Here is a 20,541-nt window from a genome sequence, read left to right on the forward strand (position 1 = left end):
TCTGAGGCAACATTAGCCCCACCAGGTGACAGCAACAACGAAAGAATGTGCGCTGTGGACAACGCATAGTAATTTGGGAGGCGTGCTGATCTCTGACCGCGACATACGTGCCGAAATAGACTCCCAACGGATCGTCCTTGAACCGTACGATCCCGTGATGGTCCAGCCGTCTTCGGTGGACGTGCGGATCGACCGGTACTTCCGGCTTTTCGACAACCACAAATACGCGCATATCGACCCCGCGGAGGAACAGCCTGAGTTGACGCGGCTGGTGGAGGTTGAGAGCGGTGAGCCCTTCATCCTGCACCCCGGCGAGTTCGTCCTGGGCTCCACCTACGAAACCGTCACGCTCCCTGACGACATCGCCGCCCGGCTCGAGGGCAAGTCCTCGCTGGGCCGCCTGGGCCTTTTGACGCACTCCACAGCGGGGTTCATTGACCCGGGATTCTCGGGGCACGTCACCTTGGAGCTGTCCAACATGGCCACCCTGCCCATCAAGCTCTGGCCGGGAATGAAGATCGGCCAGCTGTGCTTCTTCCGGCTGACTTCCGCCGCTGAATTCCCCTACGGCTCGGGCGAGTACGGCAACCGGTACCAGGGCCAGCGCGGGCCCACCGCCAGCCGAAGCCACCTGAATTTCCACCGCACCCCGGTCTGACGCTCAGCGAGGGGCGACTCCATCGAGTGGCGAGATCCCGGCGCTAACCCTTGGCCTAAGCGGCGAGACCTCGCCACTCGATCCGCGAGCCGGGCTGCCACTGCTCCTCCACACTGTGCATAACCCGCAGGCGGCGGATTAACTGTGCCAACAATGGCTTATGCGGCCCCCTTCACCACTTCCCGACCACCTCGCGGGGCTGTCCTTCACCCTGGAGCAGCAGGTCCGTACGGGCGTCCCGGCCGGGCGTGCATGGCGGAGTGACCTTCGAGTCGCCAGCCGGGGCGTTCGCGTTCCGTGGGGTGCTGCCCAGACGCTGCACCACACCTGTGCACTGCTCACGGCTCTGGCGCCGGACACGGTCTGCAGCCTGGCCACGGCCGCGCTGTTGTGGGACTGTCCGCTGCCCCTCGCCCTGCAGCAGGACCCGAGGATCCACCTGGCGAAGGCTTCCGGAGGCGCGCGGCCGGTCCGCAAAGGCATAGCCGGTCACCGGCTCGCGTTCCGCCAGCAGGATGTGGAAATGCTCGACGGCGTGCCCGCCACCGGCCCGGCGCGGACGTGGTTGGACCTGGCCTCTGTCCTGGGTCTTGAGGACCTCGTGGCTGCCGGTGACTTCTTCATCTGCAGCCAGTCCAGGAGCTTCGGCCTCCAAAGAAGGCCTTGTGTTCACTCGAGGACCTCAAGGAACAAGTCTCGTCCAACCCGGGCATCCGGGGCATCCGCAAAGCCAGACTTGCCCTGGAGCTGTGCCGGGTTGGTGCCGATTCGGTGCCGGAGACGCGGCTGCGGTTGGCCATCGGCAGGATGGGGCTGCCGGAGCCAGCGCTCAGCTACGTGGTGCAGGACCCAACCGGCTGGGAGCTTGCATGGCCGGACATGGCCTTTCCGCGCTTCAAGGTGGCCGTCAACTACGACGGACGCCACCATCTGGACCCCCGCCAGCGTGAATTAGACATCAGCAGGGACGAATCCATCGTTGCCATCGGATGGCAATCGGTCACTGTGACGGCAGGCCACGTGCGGACCTGGGGCTACGACGGGTGCGCCCACCGCGTCCTGGATGCGCTGGTGCGGGCGGGGTGGCGGATCGAGGGGTGAGGTCTCGGCGCTAAACCACGGTCAGAGCGGCGAGACGTCGCCACTCGATGTGGGGTGAGGCGCGGGCGGGGGGCGGGGCGGCGGCGGGGAGCCAGGCGGGACGGGGCGCGGGCGTTCAGGCCTGCGCTGGGACCCGTACCGGCCAGCGGAAGGCTTTCAGTGCCGGCTCCACGTAGCGCGCGGCCAGCGGACCCATGATCGCCATGAGCAGGACGTAAGCGGTGGCCATGGCAGCGAGTTCGTCCGGAACCACGCCGGAGGCCACAGCCAGCCCGGCGATGACGATCGAGAACTCGCCGCGGGCAATGAGGGCCGCGCCTGCACGGAACCGGCCGGGGCGGGCAATGCCGGCCCGTTTGGCAGCCCAGATGCCGGTGACCATTTTGGTGGCGGCGGTGACGACGGCCAGGATCAGCGCCCACCCGAGCACGGGCGGAATGGACGACGGATCCGTGTTGAGCCCGAAGGCAACGAAGAAGATCGCGGCGAAGAGGTCCCTCAGCGGCTCGAGAATCCGGGTGGCACTGTGGGCCGTGGCTCCCGAGATGGCGATGCCGAGCATGAAGGCACCCACCGCCGCCGAGACCTGCATGGCGGACGCGACGCCGGCCACGAGCAGCGCCGCCCCGAGCAGGTTGAGCAGGAATACTTCCGAGTTTTCGCTGTGCACAGCCTTGGACACGTGATGCCCGTGCCGCAGCGCCACGATCAGGACCACCGTGACCACCGCCAGGGAAATGCCCACGGTGGTCAGCCCGCCCAGGAAACTCACGCCGGCCAAAGTCGCCGTGAGGATGGGCAGGTACAAGGCCATGGCCAGGTCCTCGAACACCAGGATGGAGAGCACCACAGGAGTTTCGCGGTTACCGATCCGGCCGAGGTCGGTGATGACCTTGGCGGCGATCCCGGAGGACGAAATATACGTCACGCCGCCCATGACCATGGCGCCCACCGGACCCCAGCCGAGCAGGAGTGCCAGTGCGGCCCCGGGCACGAAGTTCAGGACCATATCAAGAACACCGGCCTGCCATGATCTGCGCAGGCCGGTGAAAAGCTCCGAAGCCGTATATTCCAAACCGAGCATAAGCAGCAGCAGGATAACGCCGATCTCACCGGAGAGATGTGCGAATTCTTGCATGCCTTCGAGCTTGACCACGCCGCCCGCCCCGAAGGCGAGTCCGCCAACGAGGTAGAGGGGGATGGGTGACATTCCGATCCGTCCGGCCAGCCTGGCCAGGAGGCCGAGGCAGAACACAACGGCCCCCAGTTCAATGAGGGTCAGGGCCAGCGGGTCCATGTCGATTATCCGTTGCGGAGGATATCGGCCGCGGCGTCAAGGCCCTCCTGCGTGCCGACGGCTACCAGCAGGTCACCGGCGTGAAGCACGACGTCGGGTCCCGGCGACGGGACCACCTCGCCTTCCCGCATGATCGCCACGATCGAGACACCGCACCGGGTGCGGATGCAGGCTTTGCCCATGGGCTGGTTCTGGAACGGGGAATCGGCGGCAATGGAGAACTGCCGGGTCACGATGCCGGGGATTTCCCGGTGCTCCTCGGACAGTTTCATGGCCAGATGCTGCCCGCCCAGGAGGTTGCCCAGGGTGGCGGCCTCGTCCCCGGTCAGGGGAATCGACGCCTGGCAGGTATCGGGATCGTCCCAGGTGGAAACGATAAGTTCCGTCTGGCCCTCCCGGAGCTCCACGACGCCGATGCGGCGCCCGGAAGCTGTCATAAAGTCCTTCCGCCGGCCCATGCCGGGGAGGTCTGTCTCGTCCACGTTCATGATTCCAGCCTAGTCTCCGGCGGACGGTTTGGGGTGGCCGCGCGCCGGGATGGGGGCGCGGCGGCGGGACCTTCGGGTTTGTTCGCGTTAGGCGGACGGGACCACTGCGATGGCGGCCTTGTCCGGAGACTTCACCGGCAGCATGACCACGAGGCCGGCAAGCAGAACCACCATGATGCCGAGGATCCCCCAGCGCTGCGCCTCACCGGAGGCGACCAGGGGTGTGGCCAGCGCGATGCAGAGCGTGAACAAGGCCGGTGCGAGGAAGCTGACCGCCCGGCCGGTGGTGGCGTAAAGCCCGAAGAGCTCGCCGGACTCGCCGTGTGGTGCCAGCCGGGCCAGGTACGCCCGCGACGAGGACTGGGCCGGGCCTACAAAGAGGCAGAGGAACAGGCCGAAAACCCAGAACGTGGTGGTACCGGCCCATTCCGTTCCGAAGAACACGTAATCGCCATTGCCAAGGACCAGGATCACGGTGCCGGCAATCAGCAGCCCTACCAGCGAGCCGATGATGACTGCCTTGGGCCCCACCCTGTCGTCCAGGAATCCGCCGATGACCGCTCCGACGGCGGCCACGACGTTGCCGAAGATCGCGAAGAAGATGACCTGCGGCAGTTCAAAGCCGAAGGTCCCGGCCGCGATGACACCGCCGAACGTGAACACTGCGGCCAGGCCGTCGCGGAAGACGGCGCTGGCGAGGAGGAAGTAGATGGTGTGCGGGCTCGTGGCGTAGATTGCCTTGATCCGGCGGACCAGGAGCCCATAGGAGGCCAGGAAGCCCAGTGGCTTGACCTGCGCCGGCCGCGGAAGCTCCGGGACCGCGAACAGGACGGGCAGGGCAAAAATGAAGAACCACAGTGCGGAGAACACGGCAACGAAGCGGATGTTGAGGCTGTTTTCCGTGGAGGCGCCGAACCAGTCGAATCGGGGCTGGACGAACAGCTGCAGCACCACCAGGAGTGCCACGATGCCGCCGAGGTATCCCATGGCCCAGCCGAAGCCGCTGACTTTGCCGATGTTCCTGGGGGTTGAAATCTGGGTGAGCATGGCGTTGTAGTTCACGCCCGCGAACTCGAAGAACACATTCCCCAGCGCAATCAGGGAGACACCCAGCAGCAGGAACTCCGGCCGCGGGAAGACAAAGAAGCACAGCGCCGTGAGGATGGCGACGGCGGCCGTGTTGACGCCCAGCCACAGCTTGCGCCGTCCGCCCGCGTCCGAGCGCTGCCCGGTCACCGGGGCAAGCAAGGCGATCGCCAGGCCGGCGATGGCCAGCGCTCCGCCGAGGACCGCAGAGGCCTGGTCCTCGCCGCCGAATGCCTTGGAGGTCAGGTAGACGGTGAAGACGAACGTGGTCATGACCGCGTTGAACGCCGCAGAGCCCCAGTCCCAGGCTGCCCAAGCGATCACCCTGCCCTTGCCCGCGGCCTGGTTTCCGGAGGCTAGTTCCGATGGCGGCTGCGTGGCCTCGGGAGCGCTGGCGGTGTTCATAGGCTGAATGGTATCCGCCTGTGGCGAACATGGAGTTCAAGGCAGCCCGGACACCCGGCAAATCCGTCGGCTGGCGGCGACGGCCCGGGAAAATTGTCGGTGGGGCCTTGATAAACTGTGGCCACCGAATCCAACGAATTGACCGCCTGCCCCGACCTTTGACAATCGAATCCCTGACGAACGCGGAGATACCAGTGATCACAGTTCTTGCCGTGCATTTCGCGGTGGCTGCTGTGGCGCCGTTTCTGTTCAGGGTCTGGGGACGCAGTGCGTTCTATGCGCTGGCCGCTGTCCCCGCCGGATCCTTCCTGTGGCTGCTGCTCCAGCATGGTGCCGTGTACTCGGAGTCAGGCGCAGTAGCCGGAGTCATCCCGTGGATTCCCGGCCTCAAACTTGACCTGGCTTTCAGGATGGACGCCCTGGCCTGGGTCATGTCGCTGCTGGTGCTGGGCATCGGCTCCCTGGTGCTCGTCTACTGTGCGCGGTATTTCAAGAAGAAAGACGAGAACCTCGGCGGCTTCGGTGCCCAGCTGCTCGCCTTTGCGGGGGTCATGTTCGGCCTTGTCGTGGCGGACGACCTTCTCCTGCTGTTCATCTTCTGGGAACTCACCACCATCCTTTCCTACCTGCTGATCGGATTCGCCCGGACCAGGCTGGCCGCGCGGCGCTCGGCCCTGCAGGCTCTGATGGTGACCACCGCGGGCGGGCTGGCCATGCTGGTGGGCCTGGTCATGCTCGGCTTCAGCGCCGGAACCTACCGGATTTCGGCAATCCTGGCGCAGGCTTCCACGCTGATCACGGGACCGTCCGCGGACGTGGTGGCCGTCGCCGTCGTACTGATCCTGGTGGGTGCCATCAGCAAATCCGCGCTGGTACCCTTCCATTTCTGGCTCCCGGGCGCCATGGCTGCTCCCACCCCGGTGAGCGCGTACCTCCATGCCGCGGCCATGGTGAAGGCCGGGATCTACCTCGTGGCCAGGCTGGCGCCGGGCTTTTCCGAGACCTCCTACTGGCAGCCGATCGTGCTGGGACTGGGTCTTGCCACCATGCTGGTGGGCGGCTACCGGGCGCTCCGCCAGACGGACATCAAGCTCATCCTCGCGTACGGCACAGTCAGCCAGCTCGGTTTCCTGACCATGGTGGTAGGGCTCGGTACGCCGGACGCCGCGCTCGCCGGCCTCGCGATGCTCCTCGCCCACGGACTCTTCAAAGCCACCCTGTTCCTGGTGGTAGGCATCATCGACCACCAGTCCGGAACACGTGATGTCCGCAAACTGTCCGGCGTCTTCCGTTCGTCACGGGCCTTGGCCATCGTGGCGGGCGTCGGCGCCGCTTCCATGGCCGGTGTGCCCCTGCTCGCGGGGTTCGTGGCCAAGGAATCGGTACTGGAGGCTTTTGTCCACCATGCGCAGAGCGGCCCGTGGGGCGCCGCGGTGCTCGCGGGAATCGTCCTGGGCTCCATCCTGACTTTTGCCTACAGCGCCCGGTTCATGTGGGGCGCCTTCGCGGCGAAGCCCGGAGTGGCGCCCACGCCGTTCAAGGCGGTCAGGCCCTCGTTCCTGGCAGCCCCGGCCCTTTTGAGCGTCCTCAGCATTGCCTACGGACTGTGGCCGGCGCCCGTTGACACCTGGATCCAGCCATACGCGGCTCTGTTCGCCTCCACCGCGCCCGACGCCGGGACGCCCGGTGAGCAGGCAGGGCACCTGGCGCTGTGGCACGGGTTAACCCCGGCGCTGGGTCTGACGGCCCTCACGTTCGCACTCGGCCTGGCCATGCACTTCGGACGGACCGCCGTGGCCCGGGCGCAGGACCTGGTGCCGGGCTGGCTCGATGCGGACAGGGCCTACCAGCTCACCATCGGGGCGCTGGATGACACCGCCGTGTGGATCACCGGACGCACCCAGCGCGGTTCGCTGTACTTCTACCTGGCCGTCATCCTTTCCATGGCGTTTGCGCTTCCGCTGACCGTCATGCTGCTGGCGGGCAAGCCGCTGCCGGAAAACCTGTACTTCATCGATCCGTACTCGCCGCTCCAGGCCGTCGTCGGGGCGGGAATCGTGATCGGCGCGCTGGCCGCGGTCAAGGCAAACAAACGGTTCCTGGCCGTGCTGATGGTGTCGGTGACGGGTTACGGAATTGCCCTGATGTTCGCGCTGCAGGGCGCACCGGACCTTGCCCTGACCCAGATGCTGGTGGAGACCATCATCCTGGTGGCCTTCGTGCTCGGCATGCGCAGCCTGCCGGCCGAGCTCAGGGACCGGACCGGCGGAAAATACCGGGTGGTCCGGGTGGTGATCGGCCTGGCATTCGGCACCACCATGATTTTTGCCGCCATCTACGCCATGGGGGCGCGGGTGGCCGTCCCGGTCTCGCTGGAGTTCCCGCGCCTCGCCTACGAGGGCGGCGGCGGGCTGAACATCGTCAACGTGACCCTGGTGGACATCCGGGCCTGGGACACCTTCGGTGAGATAGCGGTCCTCGCGCTGGCCGCCACCGGTGTTGCCAGCCTGATCTTTGTCCGCGGACGCGGAGACCGGATCAAAGTCTCCGCCACGGTTGCCGAGGGCAGCGTCGGCCGGCAGGTCGGCGTGGATCCGGGGTCGCGGGAGGCAGCAGCCCTCGCCATCAGCCGGAAGTTCGCGGCCTCCACCAGGGATGCCTGGATTGTGGCGGGACGGACCCTCGCACCTGAACGCCGGTCCATTATCTTCGAAGTGGTGACCCGGCTGATCTTCCACACCCTGATCATCTTCTCCCTCTACCTCCTCCTGGCCGGGCACAACCTGCCGGGCGGCGGCTTCGCAGGCGGTCTCACGGCAGGCCTTGCGTTGGCCATCCGCTATCTGGCGGGCGGCCGCTTCGAACTCCGGGAGGCCACACCTGTGGGTGCCGGGACCCTGCTGGGGATAGGGCTTGCGACGGCGGCGGCGTCCGGGGTCGTGCCGCTGCTGCTCGGCGGCCAGGTGTTCCAGAGCGCCATTATCGAGCTGTGGCTGCCGGTGTTCGGCGACATCAAGTTCGTCACGTCCACCGTCTTCGACATCGGCGTGTACACCGTGGTCATCGGCCTGGTTCTGGACGTCCTGCGCTCGCTGGGCGGCAAGATTGACGAGCATTTTGAAGAGGATGCCGAGGCTGACGAGGAGACGCCGGCCAGCGAGCCCGAGCCTGTGGGCGCCGCCGTCGAAACCACCGCGAAGGGCCAAGGATGAGTGTCAACCTGACCCTGCTGATTGTCATGGGCGCGCTGTATGCCTGCGGAATCTACCTGATCCTGGAACGGAGCCTGACCCGGGTGCTGCTGGGGCTGATGCTCCTGGCCAACGCCACCAACCTGCTGATCCTGGCAACGGGCGGTTATGCCGGGCTTGCTCCGCTGTACACCAAGGACACCGCCGCCCAGGAGTACGCGGACCCGCTTCCGCAGGCCCTGATCCTCACCTCTATCGTCATCTCCTTCGCCGTGACGGCATTCATGCTCGGCATCATCTACCGCACCTGGGTCCTGGCGCGCCAGGACGAAATCGAATACGACCTCGAGGACCTTCGCGTCGCCGAGACCCCAAGCTTTGATGCCGAGGACGACGCCGAGATTCCGGCCGAGACCTCCGAGTTTCCCCTGACGATGCTTGGCGGCGACGGGAGCTCACTCTCCGACCATGGCCCGGCGGCTGACGCCCACGGAACGGCCGCGACCATAACGGCCGGTTCGCGGGAAATTCCTGCCGCCGATGCCGCAGCGGAAGAGCAGCCCGGATCACGCAACCTCAACCCTGGCCCCGAAGGAGGTGTGAAGTGAACATCGCAAGCTTTGCCCCGCTCGCCGTCGTCCTTCCCATCCTCGGGGCCGCCCTGGCCTTCCTGCTGATCCGCCATTCCCGGTCCCAGCGCGCCGTAAGCATCGGGGTGCTGTCACTGACGCTCCTGCTCGAGTGCGTGCTGCTGGCGTCGGTGTGGGACGGCGGGACGTCCGCCGTGCACATCGGTGGCTGGCTGCCGCCCTGGGGCATTGTGATGGTGGTGGACCAGTTCTCGTCCCTCATGCTGGTGGTGTCCTCCGCGGTGAGCCTGGCGGTGCTGGTGTACGCGACCGGGCAGGGAATGGCCGACGGCGACCAGGACGCGCCGGTGTCGATCTTCCACCCCACCTTCCTGATCCTGGTGGCCGGGGTCTCAAATGCGTTCCTGTCAGGGGATCTGTTCAACCTGTACGTCGGGTTCGAAATCCTGCTGACGGCAAGTTACGTCCTGATGACCCTGGGCGGGACCGGCCCGCGCATCCGCGCCGGTGTCACCTACGTGGTGGTGTCCGTGGTTTCCTCAGTGCTGTTCCTGATCTCCATCGCCATGGTCTACGGGGCCACCGGAACCGTGAACATGGCCGATCTCGCCATCAAACTCGCGGACCTGGACGAGGGGACCCGGACCTTGCTGCACGTCATGCTGCTGGTGGCGTTCGGCATCAAGGCCGCTGTGTTCCCGCTGTCCTTCTGGCTGCCTGACTCTTATCCCACCGCGCCTGCACCGGTAACCGCCGTGTTCGCGGGCCTGCTGACCAAGGTCGGCGTGTACGCGATGGTCCGCACCGAAACCCTGCTGTTTCCCGGTGACAGTCTGAACACGCCCTTGATGATCGCGGCGTTACTGACCATGGTGGTGGGAATCCTGGGTGCACTGGCCCAGAGCGACATCAAACGACTGCTGTCCTTCACCCTGGTCAGCCACATCGGCTACATGGTCTTCGGCCTGGCGATGTCATCGGTGGCCGGGCTGGGCGCCGCTGTCTTCTATGTGGCCCACCACATCACCATCCAGACCAGCCTCTTCCTGGTCACAGGGCTCATCGAACGCCGCGGCGGCAGTTCCTCCGTGGACCGGCTGGCGGGCCTGGCCAAGTTGTCGCCCGTGCTGGCCATCCTGTTCTTTGTGCCCGCCATGAACCTTGCCGGCATCCCGCCGTTCTCCGGATTCCTGGGCAAAGTGGGCCTGATCCAGGCCGGTATCGAACTGGGCACCCCGCTGGCCTACGCCCTGGTGATCGGCGGAGTGGTGACCAGCCTCCTGACGCTCCTGGCCGTGGCCCGGGTCTGGAACCGCGCGTTCTGGCGCAAGCCCTCCGACGCCGAGTACCCGGACCCCGTGCTGCTGGCCGCGCCTGAGGATTCGGACACCGGCAGCAGGGCCGGCCGCACCAACGTCACGCTGCTGCCCCGGACAATGGTTGGCCCCACCGTGGGCCTGGTGCTGCTCGGCGTTTCGCTCACCGTCTTCGCCGGCCCGCTCTTCGGTGTTGCCGACCATGCCGCCCAGGAAATGCTTGACCGCACCTCATATATCCAAGCGGTGTTGGGCGAGGACGCGCCTGTACCGCCGCTGGCACTGAAGGCCGGAGGCGGAAAATGAGCCGCCGTCGGATTTCCCTGAGGCAGGAACTTCCCCTGCTCGTGTGGCTCGTCATCGTCTGGGGCGCGCTGTGGCAGGACTTCAGCCCCGGCAACCTGCTCTTCGGTACGTTGTTGGCCGTGCTGGTGGCGCGGATGTTCTATCTGCCTCCGGTGGAACTGAGCGGCCGGTTCAACATCCTCCACGCCGTCCCGTTCGCCGTGCGGTTCATGGGAAAGGTGGTGGCCGCCAGCATCGACGTCATGTACCTGGCCGCGGTCCGCGGACCGCGGGTGATCAGCGCCGTCGTCGCCGTCCAGCTCCGCAGCCACCAGGACCTCATGGTCACTGCCACAGGGCACGTCATTTCGCTGATCCCCGGTTCCCTGGTGGTGGAAGTGGACCGTTCCACCTCCACCCTGTACCTCCATGCGCTCAACATCAGCACCCCTGAAGGTGTGGAGAAACTGCGCCAGGAAGTGCGGAGCATCGAGGCAGGCCTGATCCGCATCATGGGCACGCCGGCAGAACTCGAAACGATCCGGCAGGAGGCCGCAGCATGATGCAGACCGTCCTGGCTGTCACCGCAGTCATTCTTTCGCTGGCGGCCGCAGGAGCCATCATCAGGATTGCCCGCGGGCCATCGCTGCTGGACCGGGTGCTGGCCTCGGACGTCCTGCTGGCCATCCTGGGCGCGGCGTTGTGCGTCGACATGGCCGTCAACCGGCACCTGAACAACCTGATGCTGCTGGTGGCGCTGTCGATCGTCGGCTTCGTCGGCTCGGCCACGGTGGCGCGTTTCGTGGCCGGCCGGCGGGAGCAGCCCAATGAATCCTGAAGCCATTCCGGTGGACATCATCATCGACACCGTATCCGCCGTGTTCATGGTGGTGGGTGCCCTGATGTCCCTTGCCGCCGCCGTCGGCCTGCTCCGCTTCCCGGACCTGCTCAGCCGCATGCACGCGGCCACGAAGCCGCAGGTCCTGGGCCTTTTCCTGCTGCTGGCGTCCATCGGCCTGCAGATGCGCACCTTGTGGGTGTGGCCGGTGCTGCTGGTGGCGTGGATCTTCCAGCTCCTGACGGTGCCGGTGTCCGCGCACATGGTTGGCCGCGCCGGGTACCGCACCAAGCACCTGCACCGTGAGCTGCTCAGCTCCGATGAGCTGGAAGCCGTGGTTCAGAAGGCGGCACAGACCGCCCGGGACGAAGCGTCCGACGCCGGCCGTCCGGACTGATTAAGGGCGGCCGGCCTTCCCGCCCGTGCCGGACAGACCGGCCGTTCCGCCGGCGCGGGACAGCCCCCGGCCTTCCCGCCGGTGCCGGACAGCCTGCTAGACGATGTCCTGGGACTTGGCGAAGCGGGTGATGGCGCGCTGGGTGCCGCGGTTGGCGAGCACCTGGATGACGGTGCTGACCGAGGCCGAGATGAGCGCGAAGGTCAGGGCTGACCGCAGTGTGGTGGGAGTGTCCTCGTGCTTGCCGGTGGGCGGCTTGCGCCCCGTGGACTTCTCCCACACGGCGTTGACTACCTTGGTGCCGAGGAAGCCGGCGCCGAGGCTGACCCCGGTGCCAAGCAGCTTGATGAAAAGGTTCATTCGTGTGACTCCTAGCGGGCGAAAAACGGACTGACCTTAGCCTAACCGCATGGACGCCAGGATCTCCCGCAGCGCTTCCACCACAAGGTCGTGGTCCTCCTGCTGGGGCAGGCCCGAAACCGTCACCGTGGCCACAGCGCCGACGCCGGTGACATAGACAGGGAAGCAGCCGCCGTGGGCCGCGTACATGGACTCGTCATACCAGCCCTGGTCCTCGATCCGGCCGCCCCGCAGCCGGGCGCGCAACCCCACCTGCAGCGAGGGGATCTCATACCGTGCCGCAGTGCGCTGCTTGGCCCGCACCCAGTGCTCGTTGTCCGGCGTGGCGCCTTCCAGCGCCACGTGGAACAGGACCTGGTCCGCCCTGGAAATGTCGATGGCGATGGGCAGCTTGCGGCTCTTGCCAAGCTCCACCAGCAGCAGCCCCAGGTTCAGCGCATCATCCTTGGTGAAACGCGGAAACTGCAACTCGCTGACCTCGGCGTCGATCCGGGCTGTCAGGGCTTCGAGGGCGGCGCGGGGCTGGTCCTCGCCCGAGTCGGGATCGAAGGCTGTAACGGGGGACGATTCGGAGGTCATGGCCCACAATCTACCCCGCCGGCGGTGTAAACTGGACCACGCCCAACAGGGCAGATTTATTTACGACAGGGGAGCGCCGCCGTCGGACATCACTGGCATTGCCAGGGAACCGTAGGTGGGCGCTGAGAGTGCGGACAGCCGCAGACCCTCGAACCTGATCCGGTTAGTACCGGCGCAAGGGAGTCGAGTTCTCGAAGTGTCCGGCAGCGGCGGCAGCGCCGCTTGCCGGGTGCACTTTCCCCTCCTGTTCCTCAGGAGGACCAATGACAACTGCAGCATTCAACAAGACAACCAATACCTGGCGCGTCGTAGACATTGTGGTGGCCGCGCTTATCGCGATCGCCGGCGGCGTGATTTTCTGGGCGTGGTCACAGGGCGCCGGCATCGTTTCCGCACCGATGAACGCCGTCTACCCCCCGCTGACCGGCCTGCTGGCCGGCGGCTGGATGATCCCCGCGGTGCTGGGCATGCTCATCATCCGCAAGCCAGGCGCAGCCCTCTTCTGCGAAACCGTCGCCGCCACCGGTGAGCTCATTATGGGCTCGCAGTACGGTGCCACGGTGCTGATTTCCGGGGTTCTTCAGGGCCTGGGCGCCGAGCTGGTGTTCTTCCTGCTCGTGTACGGCAAGTTCAGGTTCGGCTCCTTCCTGCGCCAGAAGTACAACCTCATCGCGGCCTTGCTGGCCGGTGCAGGTGCCGGACTGTTCTGCGGCCTGAACGACTCCTTCCTCCCCTGGGGCTGGAACATCGCCTACGAACCCGGTGACAAGCTCGCCTACATCGTGTTCTGCACCATTTCCGGCGCAGTGATTGCCGGCGCCCTGTCCTGGATCGCAACCCGCGGCCTGGCCCGGACCGGTGTGCTGAGCTCCTTCGCGTCGCGGAAGGCAGCTTCGGAGCCTGCCTTCAGCTGATGACCGCTTCCGACGCCGGCACCGCGGAGGTCCGCCCGGCCGCGGTGTCCGCGCGCGGCTGGGGCTGGCGGCACGCCGGCCGCTCCGCCCCCGCCGTCCAGGGGCTCGACCTGGAGATCGGTCCAGGCGAGCGGGTGCTCCTGCTGGGCCCCTCCGGCGCGGGCAAATCCACGCTGCTGCACGCCCTCGCCGGGGTGCTGGGGGACGAGGGTGACGACGCCGACGAGACCGGTTCGCTGCTGATCGACGGCGTTGTTCCCCGCGGCCAGCGCGGCCGTTCCGGGTTGATGCAGCAGGACCCGGAAACGCAGGTGGTCCTTTCCCGGCTCGGTGACGACGTCGCCTTCGGCGCCGAGAACCTGGCCGTTCCGCGGGACGAGATCTGGCGGCGGGTCCACGAGGCGCTCGACGACGTCGGGCTGCGTAGTGCCGCGGGTGAAGCCGGTGCCGCCGGCACGCGGGGTTCCGCCGGGCTCCCGCTGGACCACCCGACGTCGGCCCTGTCCGGCGGGCAGAAGCAGCGGCTGGCTCTGGCGGGCATCCTCGCGATGCGGCCCGGGCTGATCCTGCTCGACGAACCGACGGCCAACCTCGACCCTGACGGCGTGTTTGAGGTCCGCGACGCCGTGGGCCGCTGCCTGGACAAAACCGGTGCAACGCTGGTGGTGGTGGAACACCGGGTGTCCGTCTGGAAAGACCTGGTGGACCGGATCGTGGTCCTGCAGCCCGGCTCGGCCAACGGTTCGGCGGTCCTGCTGGACGGCCCCCCGGACCAGGTGCTGGCAGCGGCGCGGGACATGCTGATCGCGGCAGGAGTCTGGGTGCCGGGGTATGTTCCGGCAACCCGAAGCCGCACCTCCGCCGGTTCCGGCGACCTCCTGCTGGCCGCCGAAAACCTGGCTGTCTCCCGCGGGCGTCCGCTCCGCCGTGGCTTCAGAACCATCCCCCCGGTGGCGGTCCAGGCCGGGGTGGCGGCACAGGTCCGGGAAGGCAAGGCATTGACGGTGACGGGCCCCAACGGCGCCGGAAAGTCCACTTTCGCCCTGACGCTCGCCGGACTGCTTGAACCGGTGCACGGTAAGGTGTCCGCCGCGGTCGACCTGAGCGCGGGGGCAGGAATTGATCCCTTCAAGTGGAAAGCCAACCAACTGATTTCACGCATCGGAACGGTCTTCCAGGAGCCCGAGCACCAGTTCGTCACCGGCCGGGTGCTGGACGAGCTGATGTTCGGTCCCCGCCACCTGGGCCACGGGGAGGAACGGGTGGATGACCTGCTCGAACGGCTCCGCCTGACGCACCTGGTGGACGCCAATCCGTACACGCTCTCGGGCGGCGAAAAACGGCGGCTCTCGGTGGCCACGGTCCTGGCGGCCCACCCGAAGGTGCTGGTGCTTGACGAACCGACGTTCGGCCAGGATGCCAACACCTGGGCGGAACTCGCGTCTTTCCTGTCTGAACTGCTCGATGCCGGAACCGCGGTGGTCTCGGTGACCCACGACCAGGAGTTCAGTGCGGTCCTGGGCGGCACCGGACTGCACCTTGGCCCGGCGTCGCTGGGCGAGGCGCGCCTGGAAGCCGGTGCCCCGTGAGGGCGGCACTGAACCTGGGCGGAAACCACGCCCTCCTCACCCGGGCAAACCCGCTGGCAAAATTCGCGGCCGTCTTCCTGGTCACCCTGGTGCTGGCCCTCTCCATTGACTGGGTGTCTGCCACTACGGCGCTGCTGGCAGAGTTCGCGCTTTTTCCCCTGGCCGGCCTGACGCTCGGGCTCCTGTGGCAGCGGGCCTGGCCGCTCATCCTCGCGGCGGCCCTGGGCGGCTGGAGCACCGCGATCGTGGCGGCGGACAGCGGAACTGTACTGCTCGACGTCGGGATCTGGTCCATCAGCGAAGGGTCACTGCAGCTGGGGCTTGGCTTTGTGCTCCGCGGGCTGGCGATCGCACTGCCCGCCATCCTGCTGATGAGCTGCACGGACCCCACCGATCTCGCCGATGCCCTGGCCCAGAAGGCCAGGCTGCCGCACCGTTTTGTGCTTGGCACCCTGGCCGCGATGCGGCTTGTGGGGCTGATGGCTGAGGAATGGCAGACCATCGGCATGGCGCGCCGTGCCCGTGGAGTGGGCTCGCACGGAAGTCCCCTCCATCGGCTGCGCGCTACGCTGGGCCAGAGTTTCGGCCTGCTGGTCCAGGCCATCCGGCGTGCCTCCAGGCTGGCCGTCACCATGGAAGCCCGGGGTTTTGGCAGCGGGCAAAGAACATGGGCACGGGAGTCCACGTACTCCCTTTTGGATGTCTGGGTTTTGCTGGGCGGGGTCCTGATCGCGGCGGCGGCTGTTGTTTCAGCCGCCGGCCTGGGAACCTGGAACTTCGTCTGGCGCTGAACTGCACGGGTAGTCATAATCGAAGCCGCGTGACACAAATTGGGTCAGGGCCACGTCACCGCCCGGGGTCAACGGGTCGCGTGAGCAGTTGGCCTCCGCCCCTGATGCCGAGAGTGCGCCCGCGAGCCAGGTGGGCAGGTCATAAAGGTTGCTGGAGTCTGTTACCGGCCCCACGATCTGCCGCCACTGATAGCTCGAGGAGTAGATGCCGACGTCGGCCTGGATGCTGTGGAAGAAGGCCGTCATGCCTTCCAGGACGGCGCGGTTGGAGTTCCTGTCGGTTGACCAGCTGTTGCCGATTTCCACATCGAGCCACCACAAGTACTCATCCGGGCCTGTGATGCCACGGATGTAGGCGTCATCAAAGGCCTTGGCGTAGCCGTACATGTAAGCGCAGGCTGCACCCACGTCCTGGTCCTTGCACGTACCGTACGGGTTGGGAACTGAACTGCCCACCGGGTAGTCGTTGCTGACGGGCCACCATGAACCGGCGTGGCCGGGGTTGGCGGTGTTGACGTACAGCGCAACTGAAGGCTGGCTGGTCAGGTTCACGCTAATGGCCTGCGCCCAGCGGAGCTGTTCCGGGAGGCAGGGGTTGGTGCTGTTTGCCAGGCCGTTGTTCACACCCACGATCCCGAACGCCGGATCGGCCGGCAGCGTCTTCCTGCACTGCGGCCAGGAAATATCGTTGCCCAGGACCCGGCCGGTTGAATCGTCGGGTGGCGGTGCGGCGCTGGCCGCAGGAGCCACGGCCAGGCCCAGTACGGCCAAGAGCAGGCTCAGCGCTGCAAGCATGGCCACGCGGCAGGTTCCGGCTGGCTGCTCGTCCAACGCGGGCTGGTGCAACGCTGGCTCGTCCACCGCGGGCTGGGGCAACGCGGGCTCGTGCATCGCGGACCTCCACTGTCGCCGGCGACGCCGTGGCCGCACGTGAGGCGGGGTGCCCGTGAAGCCGGTATTTTCAGTCTCCCCCGCGGCGCAGGCGGGGTCAAGGAAAAGCGCCGGACATGGCGGATATCGCATGAAACGGATAATCTGTGAGGATTCTCGCTGAAATGCTCCAAATTTGGCCGGCAATAACTCACTTGTGATATTTTCGGTGTATGACTCAGGAAGCCGCCGAACACATTGCCGCCACCCTCAGGGACACCCGCACTGAGAAGGGCTGGACCCAGGGACAGCTCGCGGCCGCGCTGGGAACCAGCCAGAGCGCTATCGCCCGGATGGAGCAGGGAAAGCAAAATCTCAGCCTCAAAATGATCCAGCGGCTCGAAACCATCTTTGGCCGCAGCATCGTCAACGTCGGCAGGCCGCAGATGACGCACCTGCGGATCGAAGGCGGCCGGACGCTGTCCGGCGCGGTGGACGTCAACAGCAGCAAGAATGCGGGTGTGGCGCTCCTGTGCGCCAGCCTGATCAACCGTGGCACCACCGTGCTGCGCCGCCTCGCCCGGATCGAGGAGGTCAACCGGATCGTCGAAGTGCTGACCAGCATCGGCGTCGAATGCACCTGGCTTAATGACACCGACCTCCAGCTGCGCCGGCCCGCCGAACTCAACCTGGGCGCCATGGACGTTGAGGCCGCCCGCCGCACCCGCAGCGTGCTCATGCTCCTCGGTCCGCTGCTGGATGAAGCGAGTCAATACCGGCTCCCGTATGCCGGCGGCTGCGACCTTGGCACCCGCTCCGTGGAGCCGCACATGCAGGCGTTGCGCCAGTTCGGGCTGTCGGTTGAAGCCACTGCCGGGTTCTACACCGTGCAGGCTCCGAAACCTGACACGCAGGACCGCTCGTTCGTCCTGTCCGAACGCGGCGACACTGTCACGGAGAACGCCATCATGGCTGCGGCCCACCGCGAAGGTACTACGGTCATCCGCAATGCCAGCCCCAACTACATGGTGCAGGACCTGTGCTTTTACCTCCAGATGCTGGGTGTGACGATCGACGGCGTGGGCACCACCACGCTGAAGATCACCGGGCAGCGGCACGTCGACGTCGACATCGAGTATTTCCCGTCCGAGGATCCCATTGAAGCGATGAGCCTTATTACCGCCGGCATCGTCACCAACTCCGAGGTGACCATCCGGCGCGTACCCATCGAGTTCATGGAGATCGAGCTGGCCACGCTGGAGCAGATGGGCCAGCAGCTGGAGGTTTCCGGGGAATACATGGCCCGCAACGGCCGTACCCGGCTGGTGGATGTGACCACCAAACCCTCCGAGCTGCGGGCGCCGGAAGACAAGATCCACCCCATGCCGTTCCCCGGCCTGAATATCGACAACCTTCCGTTCTTCGCGGTCATCGCGGCGAACGCGCATGGCCAGACCATGATCCACGACTGGGTCTATGAGAACCGGGCCATCTACCTCACGGAACTGAACAAGCTCGGCGCCCAGGTGCAGCTGCTGGACCCGCACCGGATCTACGTTAACGGCCCCACGAAGTGGCGTGCCGCCGAGGTGGGCTGTCCGCCGGCCCTCCGCCCGGCCGCCTGCCTGCTGCTTGCCATGCTGGCTGCCCGCGGGGTTTCGGAGCTGCGTAACATCTACGTGATCGAGCGGGGCTACGAGGATCTGGCCGAACGGCTCAACACCATCGGCGCCAAGGTGGAGTACTTCCAGGATTAGCGTTTCGTCATGATGGGCCGTAACCCGGCTAACCGGGAGGCGGTTGAAGCACAATATAGTCATGCGAACATTCGGCGTCGAGGAAGAACTCCTGATCGTTGATCCGGAGACGGGGGAGCCGCTTGCCCTGGCGGATGCCCTGCTTTCCGGCCGGCGGCTTGCTGCTGATGATGCTCCGGAGGATCCCCAGGTCCCGGGAGCCAAGGACAACACCGGTTACGACGACGGCGAGATGGGCCTGAGTGCCGAGCTCAAGCTTGAGCAGATCGAGACCCAGACGCGCCCGTGCCTGGAGTATGCCGAGCTGTTGCCGCAGATCCGGGCCGGCCGATTGCTCGCGGACGAGGCCGCGCGGAAACATGGCGCACGGGTGGCTGCGCTGGCGACGTCCCCGCTGGCGTCCACCAGCCACACCACCCCGGACGCGCGCTACGCGCGCATGCTGGAGCGGTTTGGCCTGACGGCGCAGGAGCAGCTGACCTGCGGCTTCCACGTTCACACCTTCATCGAATCGCCCGAGGAGGGCGTTGCCGTCCTGGACCGGATCCGGGACAAGCTGGCCGTCCTCACCGCCCTGAGCGCGAACTCGCCGTTCTGGAACGGGATGCACACGGGGTTTGAAAGCTACCGCACCCAGGCGTGGAACCGGTGGCCGACGTCCGGACCGGCCGGCATTTACAGCACCTACTCCGCCTACCGCCGCGTGGTGACGCGGCTGCTGGACAGCGGCGTGATGCTGGATGAAGGCATGCTCTACTTCGATGCCCGGCTGTCCCGCAACCACCCCACTGTCGAGGTCCGGGTGGCCGATGTCTGCCTCCGCGCGGAAGACGCCGCCCTGATCGCCGTACTGGTACGGGCCCTCGTGGAGTCGGCCAGCCGCGAATGGCGCGAGGGCGTCGATCCGGCGCCGGTCCCCACGGTGCTGCTGCGGATGGCGGCCTGGCAGGCGAGCAGCAGCGGGCTCAGTGGAGAGCTGCTGGATTTTGGCACCTTCCGGCCGGCGCCCGCCGTGGACGTGGTGCGGTCCCTGGTGGATTACCTGGCTCCGGTGCTCGAGGAGCAGGGGGAGCTGGCTCTGGCCAGGCAGGGCGTCGAGGACATTATTGCCCGGGGCACCGGCTCCACTGAACAGCGCCGGGCGCGGGATTCGGCGTTGGAACACTCAGCGCCCGACGACGGCGGGATGGGCGCCGTCGTCGCTCACGCCGTCGGCGTCACCATGCGCGGGACTTCCGGGCTTCCGGAAGAAAACGAGGCCCCCGAACTGCTCAGGGTCCGCCAGGCCTAGGTGTCCGGCTCGTCCCCAGCGGGAACGGCGAATTCCTCATAGCGCATGAGCTGTGCACCCACCGCACCCTCGACCAGGTAGAACACAAACGGCGGGATGTCCTTCGCCCCCGCCAGGATGGCAGCGAAAACCGGGGCGCTCGCGGCCGCTGTCATGCCGCTCCACGGCTTCAAGGGCGAAAGCAGAAGCCCCGCGCCCAGGGCGCCGAGTGCACCCACGTGCAGTCCCGAGTACGACAGGAACGGCCAGCTTGGGCCTCGCCGGTAGGCAAATTTTTCGAGGTTTGCGGCGCGGTCAGCCAAGGCCACGACAAACAAGGGCGCGCCCGCAACCAGTGCGGCCGCCGCACCCGAGGCGAGGGTCTTCGACGGGCCGGACCGGATGGCCTGGGCGAACCGGACGAATCCGATGGGCACGGCCATGGTGCCGGCGGCGGCAAGAAACTGGCCAATAATCCAAGGGCCCCGGCTCCGCTGGAGCATCGCCAGCCTGGCTTCAGGGTCCTTGGTGGCGTGCACCATTCCCACGAATGAAATTCCGAGCCCCCAGCAGGTGCTGGCGGCGACGATCACTGCTCCGGCCTTTCGATAGGGCCTGCTGCCCCGCACTGCTTGTTCCCCAGTCATGGCTGGCTCCCGGTCCGGCGGATGCGATGGCCCAGCAACACCGCGGTTGTGACCATGAAATTACGCCGCGCGGCCGCGGCGGTCAACAGCGCGGAGGAATGAACAGCGGAGG

Annotated in this window: 21 protein-coding genes and 1 riboswitch; of the genes, 13 read left to right on the top strand and 8 right to left on the bottom strand. The window is 66.6% G+C overall.

Annotation, left to right across the window (positions count from 1 at the left end; all coding sequences use genetic code 11):
* The first annotated feature begins 82 nt into the window (after positions 1 to 82).
* Positions 83 to 658 (top strand): dCTP deaminase, encoded by a 576-nt coding sequence (dcd, locus tag ACS5PJ_RS03950; RefSeq protein WP_439433614.1) that lies wholly within the window; start codon positions 83 to 85, stop codon positions 656 to 658.
* A 172-nt stretch (positions 659 to 830) separates the two neighbouring features.
* Here dcd and ACS5PJ_RS03955 read toward each other — a convergent pair whose 3' ends face one another.
* Complete coding sequence (locus tag ACS5PJ_RS03955) at positions 831 to 1,331, bottom strand: hypothetical protein (protein ID WP_439433615.1); 501 nt, start codon at positions 1,329 to 1,331, stop codon at positions 831 to 833.
* On the opposite strand from ACS5PJ_RS03955, the gene ACS5PJ_RS03960 reads away from it, so the two are divergent.
* The gene (locus ACS5PJ_RS03960; RefSeq protein WP_439433616.1) at positions 1,322 to 1,759 is read left to right on the top strand and encodes a putative endonuclease domain-containing protein; all 438 of its coding nucleotides are present in this window, start codon (positions 1,322 to 1,324) and stop codon (positions 1,757 to 1,759) included. The two genes, ACS5PJ_RS03955 and ACS5PJ_RS03960, sit on opposite strands and share 10 nt — an antisense overlap.
* A 115-nt stretch (positions 1,760 to 1,874) precedes the next feature.
* On the opposite strand, the gene ACS5PJ_RS03965 is transcribed toward ACS5PJ_RS03960, so the two are convergent.
* The 3 genes from ACS5PJ_RS03965 to ACS5PJ_RS03975 form a co-directional block, all read right to left on the bottom strand.
* The gene (locus tag ACS5PJ_RS03965) at positions 1,875 to 3,056 is read right to left on the bottom strand and encodes a cation:proton antiporter (RefSeq protein WP_439433617.1); all 1,182 of its coding nucleotides are present in this window, start codon (positions 3,054 to 3,056) and stop codon (positions 1,875 to 1,877) included.
* Between the two features lie 5 nt (positions 3,057 to 3,061).
* A complete protein-coding gene (locus tag ACS5PJ_RS03970) occupies positions 3,062 to 3,544 on the bottom strand; it encodes a cation:proton antiporter regulatory subunit (protein WP_439433618.1) in 483 nt (160 codons plus the stop codon).
* Between the two features lie 87 nt (positions 3,545 to 3,631).
* On the bottom strand, positions 3,632 to 5,035 hold the full coding sequence (locus ACS5PJ_RS03975; protein WP_439433619.1) for an MFS transporter: 1,404 nt from the start codon (positions 5,033 to 5,035) through the stop codon (positions 3,632 to 3,634).
* A gap of 194 nt (positions 5,036 to 5,229) precedes the next feature.
* On the opposite strand from ACS5PJ_RS03975, the gene ACS5PJ_RS03980 reads away from it, so the two are divergent.
* From ACS5PJ_RS03980 to mnhG, 6 genes are read left to right on the top strand one after another with little or no spacing between them, the layout of a single operon-like run.
* Positions 5,230 to 8,247 carry a Na+/H+ antiporter subunit A gene (locus ACS5PJ_RS03980; protein WP_439433620.1) on the top strand — a complete coding sequence of 1,006 codons (3,018 nt, stop codon included), beginning with the start codon at positions 5,230 to 5,232 and terminating at the stop codon, positions 8,245 to 8,247.
* Positions 8,244 to 8,834: a Na(+)/H(+) antiporter subunit C gene (locus ACS5PJ_RS03985; protein ID WP_439433621.1), complete on the top strand. Its 591-nt coding sequence runs from the start codon at positions 8,244 to 8,246 to the stop codon at positions 8,832 to 8,834. Before ACS5PJ_RS03980 ends, ACS5PJ_RS03985 begins: the two co-directional genes overlap by 4 nt.
* On the top strand, positions 8,831 to 10,438 hold the full coding sequence (locus ACS5PJ_RS03990) for a Na+/H+ antiporter subunit D (protein WP_439433622.1): 1,608 nt from the start codon (positions 8,831 to 8,833) through the stop codon (positions 10,436 to 10,438). Before ACS5PJ_RS03985 ends, ACS5PJ_RS03990 begins: the two co-directional genes overlap by 4 nt.
* Positions 10,435 to 10,980: a Na+/H+ antiporter subunit E gene (locus ACS5PJ_RS03995; RefSeq protein ID WP_439433623.1), complete on the top strand. Its 546-nt coding sequence runs from the start codon at positions 10,435 to 10,437 to the stop codon at positions 10,978 to 10,980. Before ACS5PJ_RS03990 ends, ACS5PJ_RS03995 begins: the two co-directional genes overlap by 4 nt.
* Positions 10,977 to 11,255 carry an MrpF/PhaF family protein gene (locus ACS5PJ_RS04000; RefSeq protein ID WP_439433624.1) on the top strand — a complete coding sequence of 93 codons (279 nt, stop codon included), beginning with the start codon at positions 10,977 to 10,979 and terminating at the stop codon, positions 11,253 to 11,255. Before ACS5PJ_RS03995 ends, ACS5PJ_RS04000 begins: the two co-directional genes overlap by 4 nt.
* Entirely contained in the window at positions 11,245 to 11,652 is a 408-nt protein-coding gene (gene mnhG, locus ACS5PJ_RS04005) for a monovalent cation/H(+) antiporter subunit G (RefSeq protein ID WP_439433625.1), read from the top strand. The genes ACS5PJ_RS04000 and mnhG overlap by 11 nt, the downstream gene beginning before the upstream one ends.
* 96 nt (positions 11,653 to 11,748) lie before the next feature.
* On the opposite strand, the gene ACS5PJ_RS04010 is transcribed toward mnhG, so the two are convergent.
* Positions 11,749 to 12,012: a DUF4235 domain-containing protein gene (locus ACS5PJ_RS04010; protein WP_439433626.1), complete on the bottom strand. Its 264-nt coding sequence runs from the start codon at positions 12,010 to 12,012 to the stop codon at positions 11,749 to 11,751.
* A gap of 36 nt (positions 12,013 to 12,048) precedes the next feature.
* Positions 12,049 to 12,591 (bottom strand): heme-degrading domain-containing protein, encoded by a 543-nt coding sequence (locus ACS5PJ_RS04015; RefSeq protein WP_439433627.1) that lies wholly within the window; start codon positions 12,589 to 12,591, stop codon positions 12,049 to 12,051.
* Between the two features lie 57 nt (positions 12,592 to 12,648).
* A riboswitch (TPP riboswitch) is annotated at positions 12,649 to 12,790 on the top strand.
* 64 nt (positions 12,791 to 12,854) lie between these two features.
* Between ACS5PJ_RS04015 and ACS5PJ_RS04020 the strand changes: the two genes are divergently transcribed.
* The 3 genes from ACS5PJ_RS04020 to ACS5PJ_RS04030 are packed head-to-tail and all read left to right on the top strand — an operon-like array spanning position 12,855 to position 15,885.
* Complete coding sequence (locus ACS5PJ_RS04020; protein WP_439433628.1) at positions 12,855 to 13,505, top strand: ECF transporter S component; 651 nt, start codon at positions 12,855 to 12,857, stop codon at positions 13,503 to 13,505.
* Positions 13,505 to 15,094: an ABC transporter ATP-binding protein gene (locus ACS5PJ_RS04025; RefSeq protein ID WP_439433629.1), complete on the top strand. Its 1,590-nt coding sequence runs from the start codon at positions 13,505 to 13,507 to the stop codon at positions 15,092 to 15,094. The genes ACS5PJ_RS04020 and ACS5PJ_RS04025 overlap by 1 nt, the downstream gene beginning before the upstream one ends.
* The gene (locus ACS5PJ_RS04030) at positions 15,091 to 15,885 is read left to right on the top strand and encodes an energy-coupling factor transporter transmembrane component T family protein (RefSeq protein WP_439433630.1); all 795 of its coding nucleotides are present in this window, start codon (positions 15,091 to 15,093) and stop codon (positions 15,883 to 15,885) included. Before ACS5PJ_RS04025 ends, ACS5PJ_RS04030 begins: the two co-directional genes overlap by 4 nt.
* On the opposite strand, the gene ACS5PJ_RS04035 is transcribed toward ACS5PJ_RS04030, so the two are convergent.
* The gene (locus ACS5PJ_RS04035; RefSeq protein ID WP_439433631.1) at positions 15,844 to 16,776 is read right to left on the bottom strand and encodes a glycoside hydrolase family 25 domain-containing protein; all 933 of its coding nucleotides are present in this window, start codon (positions 16,774 to 16,776) and stop codon (positions 15,844 to 15,846) included. The genes ACS5PJ_RS04030 and ACS5PJ_RS04035 overlap by 42 nt on opposite strands.
* Positions 16,777 to 16,988: 212 nt before the next feature.
* On the opposite strand from ACS5PJ_RS04035, the gene ACS5PJ_RS04040 reads away from it, so the two are divergent.
* Both ACS5PJ_RS04040 and ACS5PJ_RS04045 read left to right on the top strand, forming a co-directional pair.
* On the top strand, positions 16,989 to 18,512 hold the full coding sequence (locus ACS5PJ_RS04040; protein ID WP_439433632.1) for a UDP-N-acetylglucosamine 1-carboxyvinyltransferase: 1,524 nt from the start codon (positions 16,989 to 16,991) through the stop codon (positions 18,510 to 18,512).
* Positions 18,513 to 18,573: 61 nt separating this feature from the next.
* On the top strand, positions 18,574 to 19,803 hold the full coding sequence (locus ACS5PJ_RS04045) for a glutamate--cysteine ligase 2 (RefSeq protein ID WP_439433633.1): 1,230 nt from the start codon (positions 18,574 to 18,576) through the stop codon (positions 19,801 to 19,803).
* Here the strand turns inward: ACS5PJ_RS04045 and ACS5PJ_RS04050 are convergent.
* A complete protein-coding gene (locus ACS5PJ_RS04050) occupies positions 19,800 to 20,429 on the bottom strand; it encodes a hypothetical protein (protein ID WP_439433634.1) in 630 nt (209 codons plus the stop codon). The genes ACS5PJ_RS04045 and ACS5PJ_RS04050 overlap by 4 nt on opposite strands.
* Between the last annotated feature and the right edge of the window lie 112 nt (positions 20,430 to 20,541).

This window comes from Pseudarthrobacter cremeus (assembly GCF_051857465.1).
Classification (GTDB): domain Bacteria; phylum Actinomycetota; class Actinomycetes; order Actinomycetales; family Micrococcaceae; genus Arthrobacter.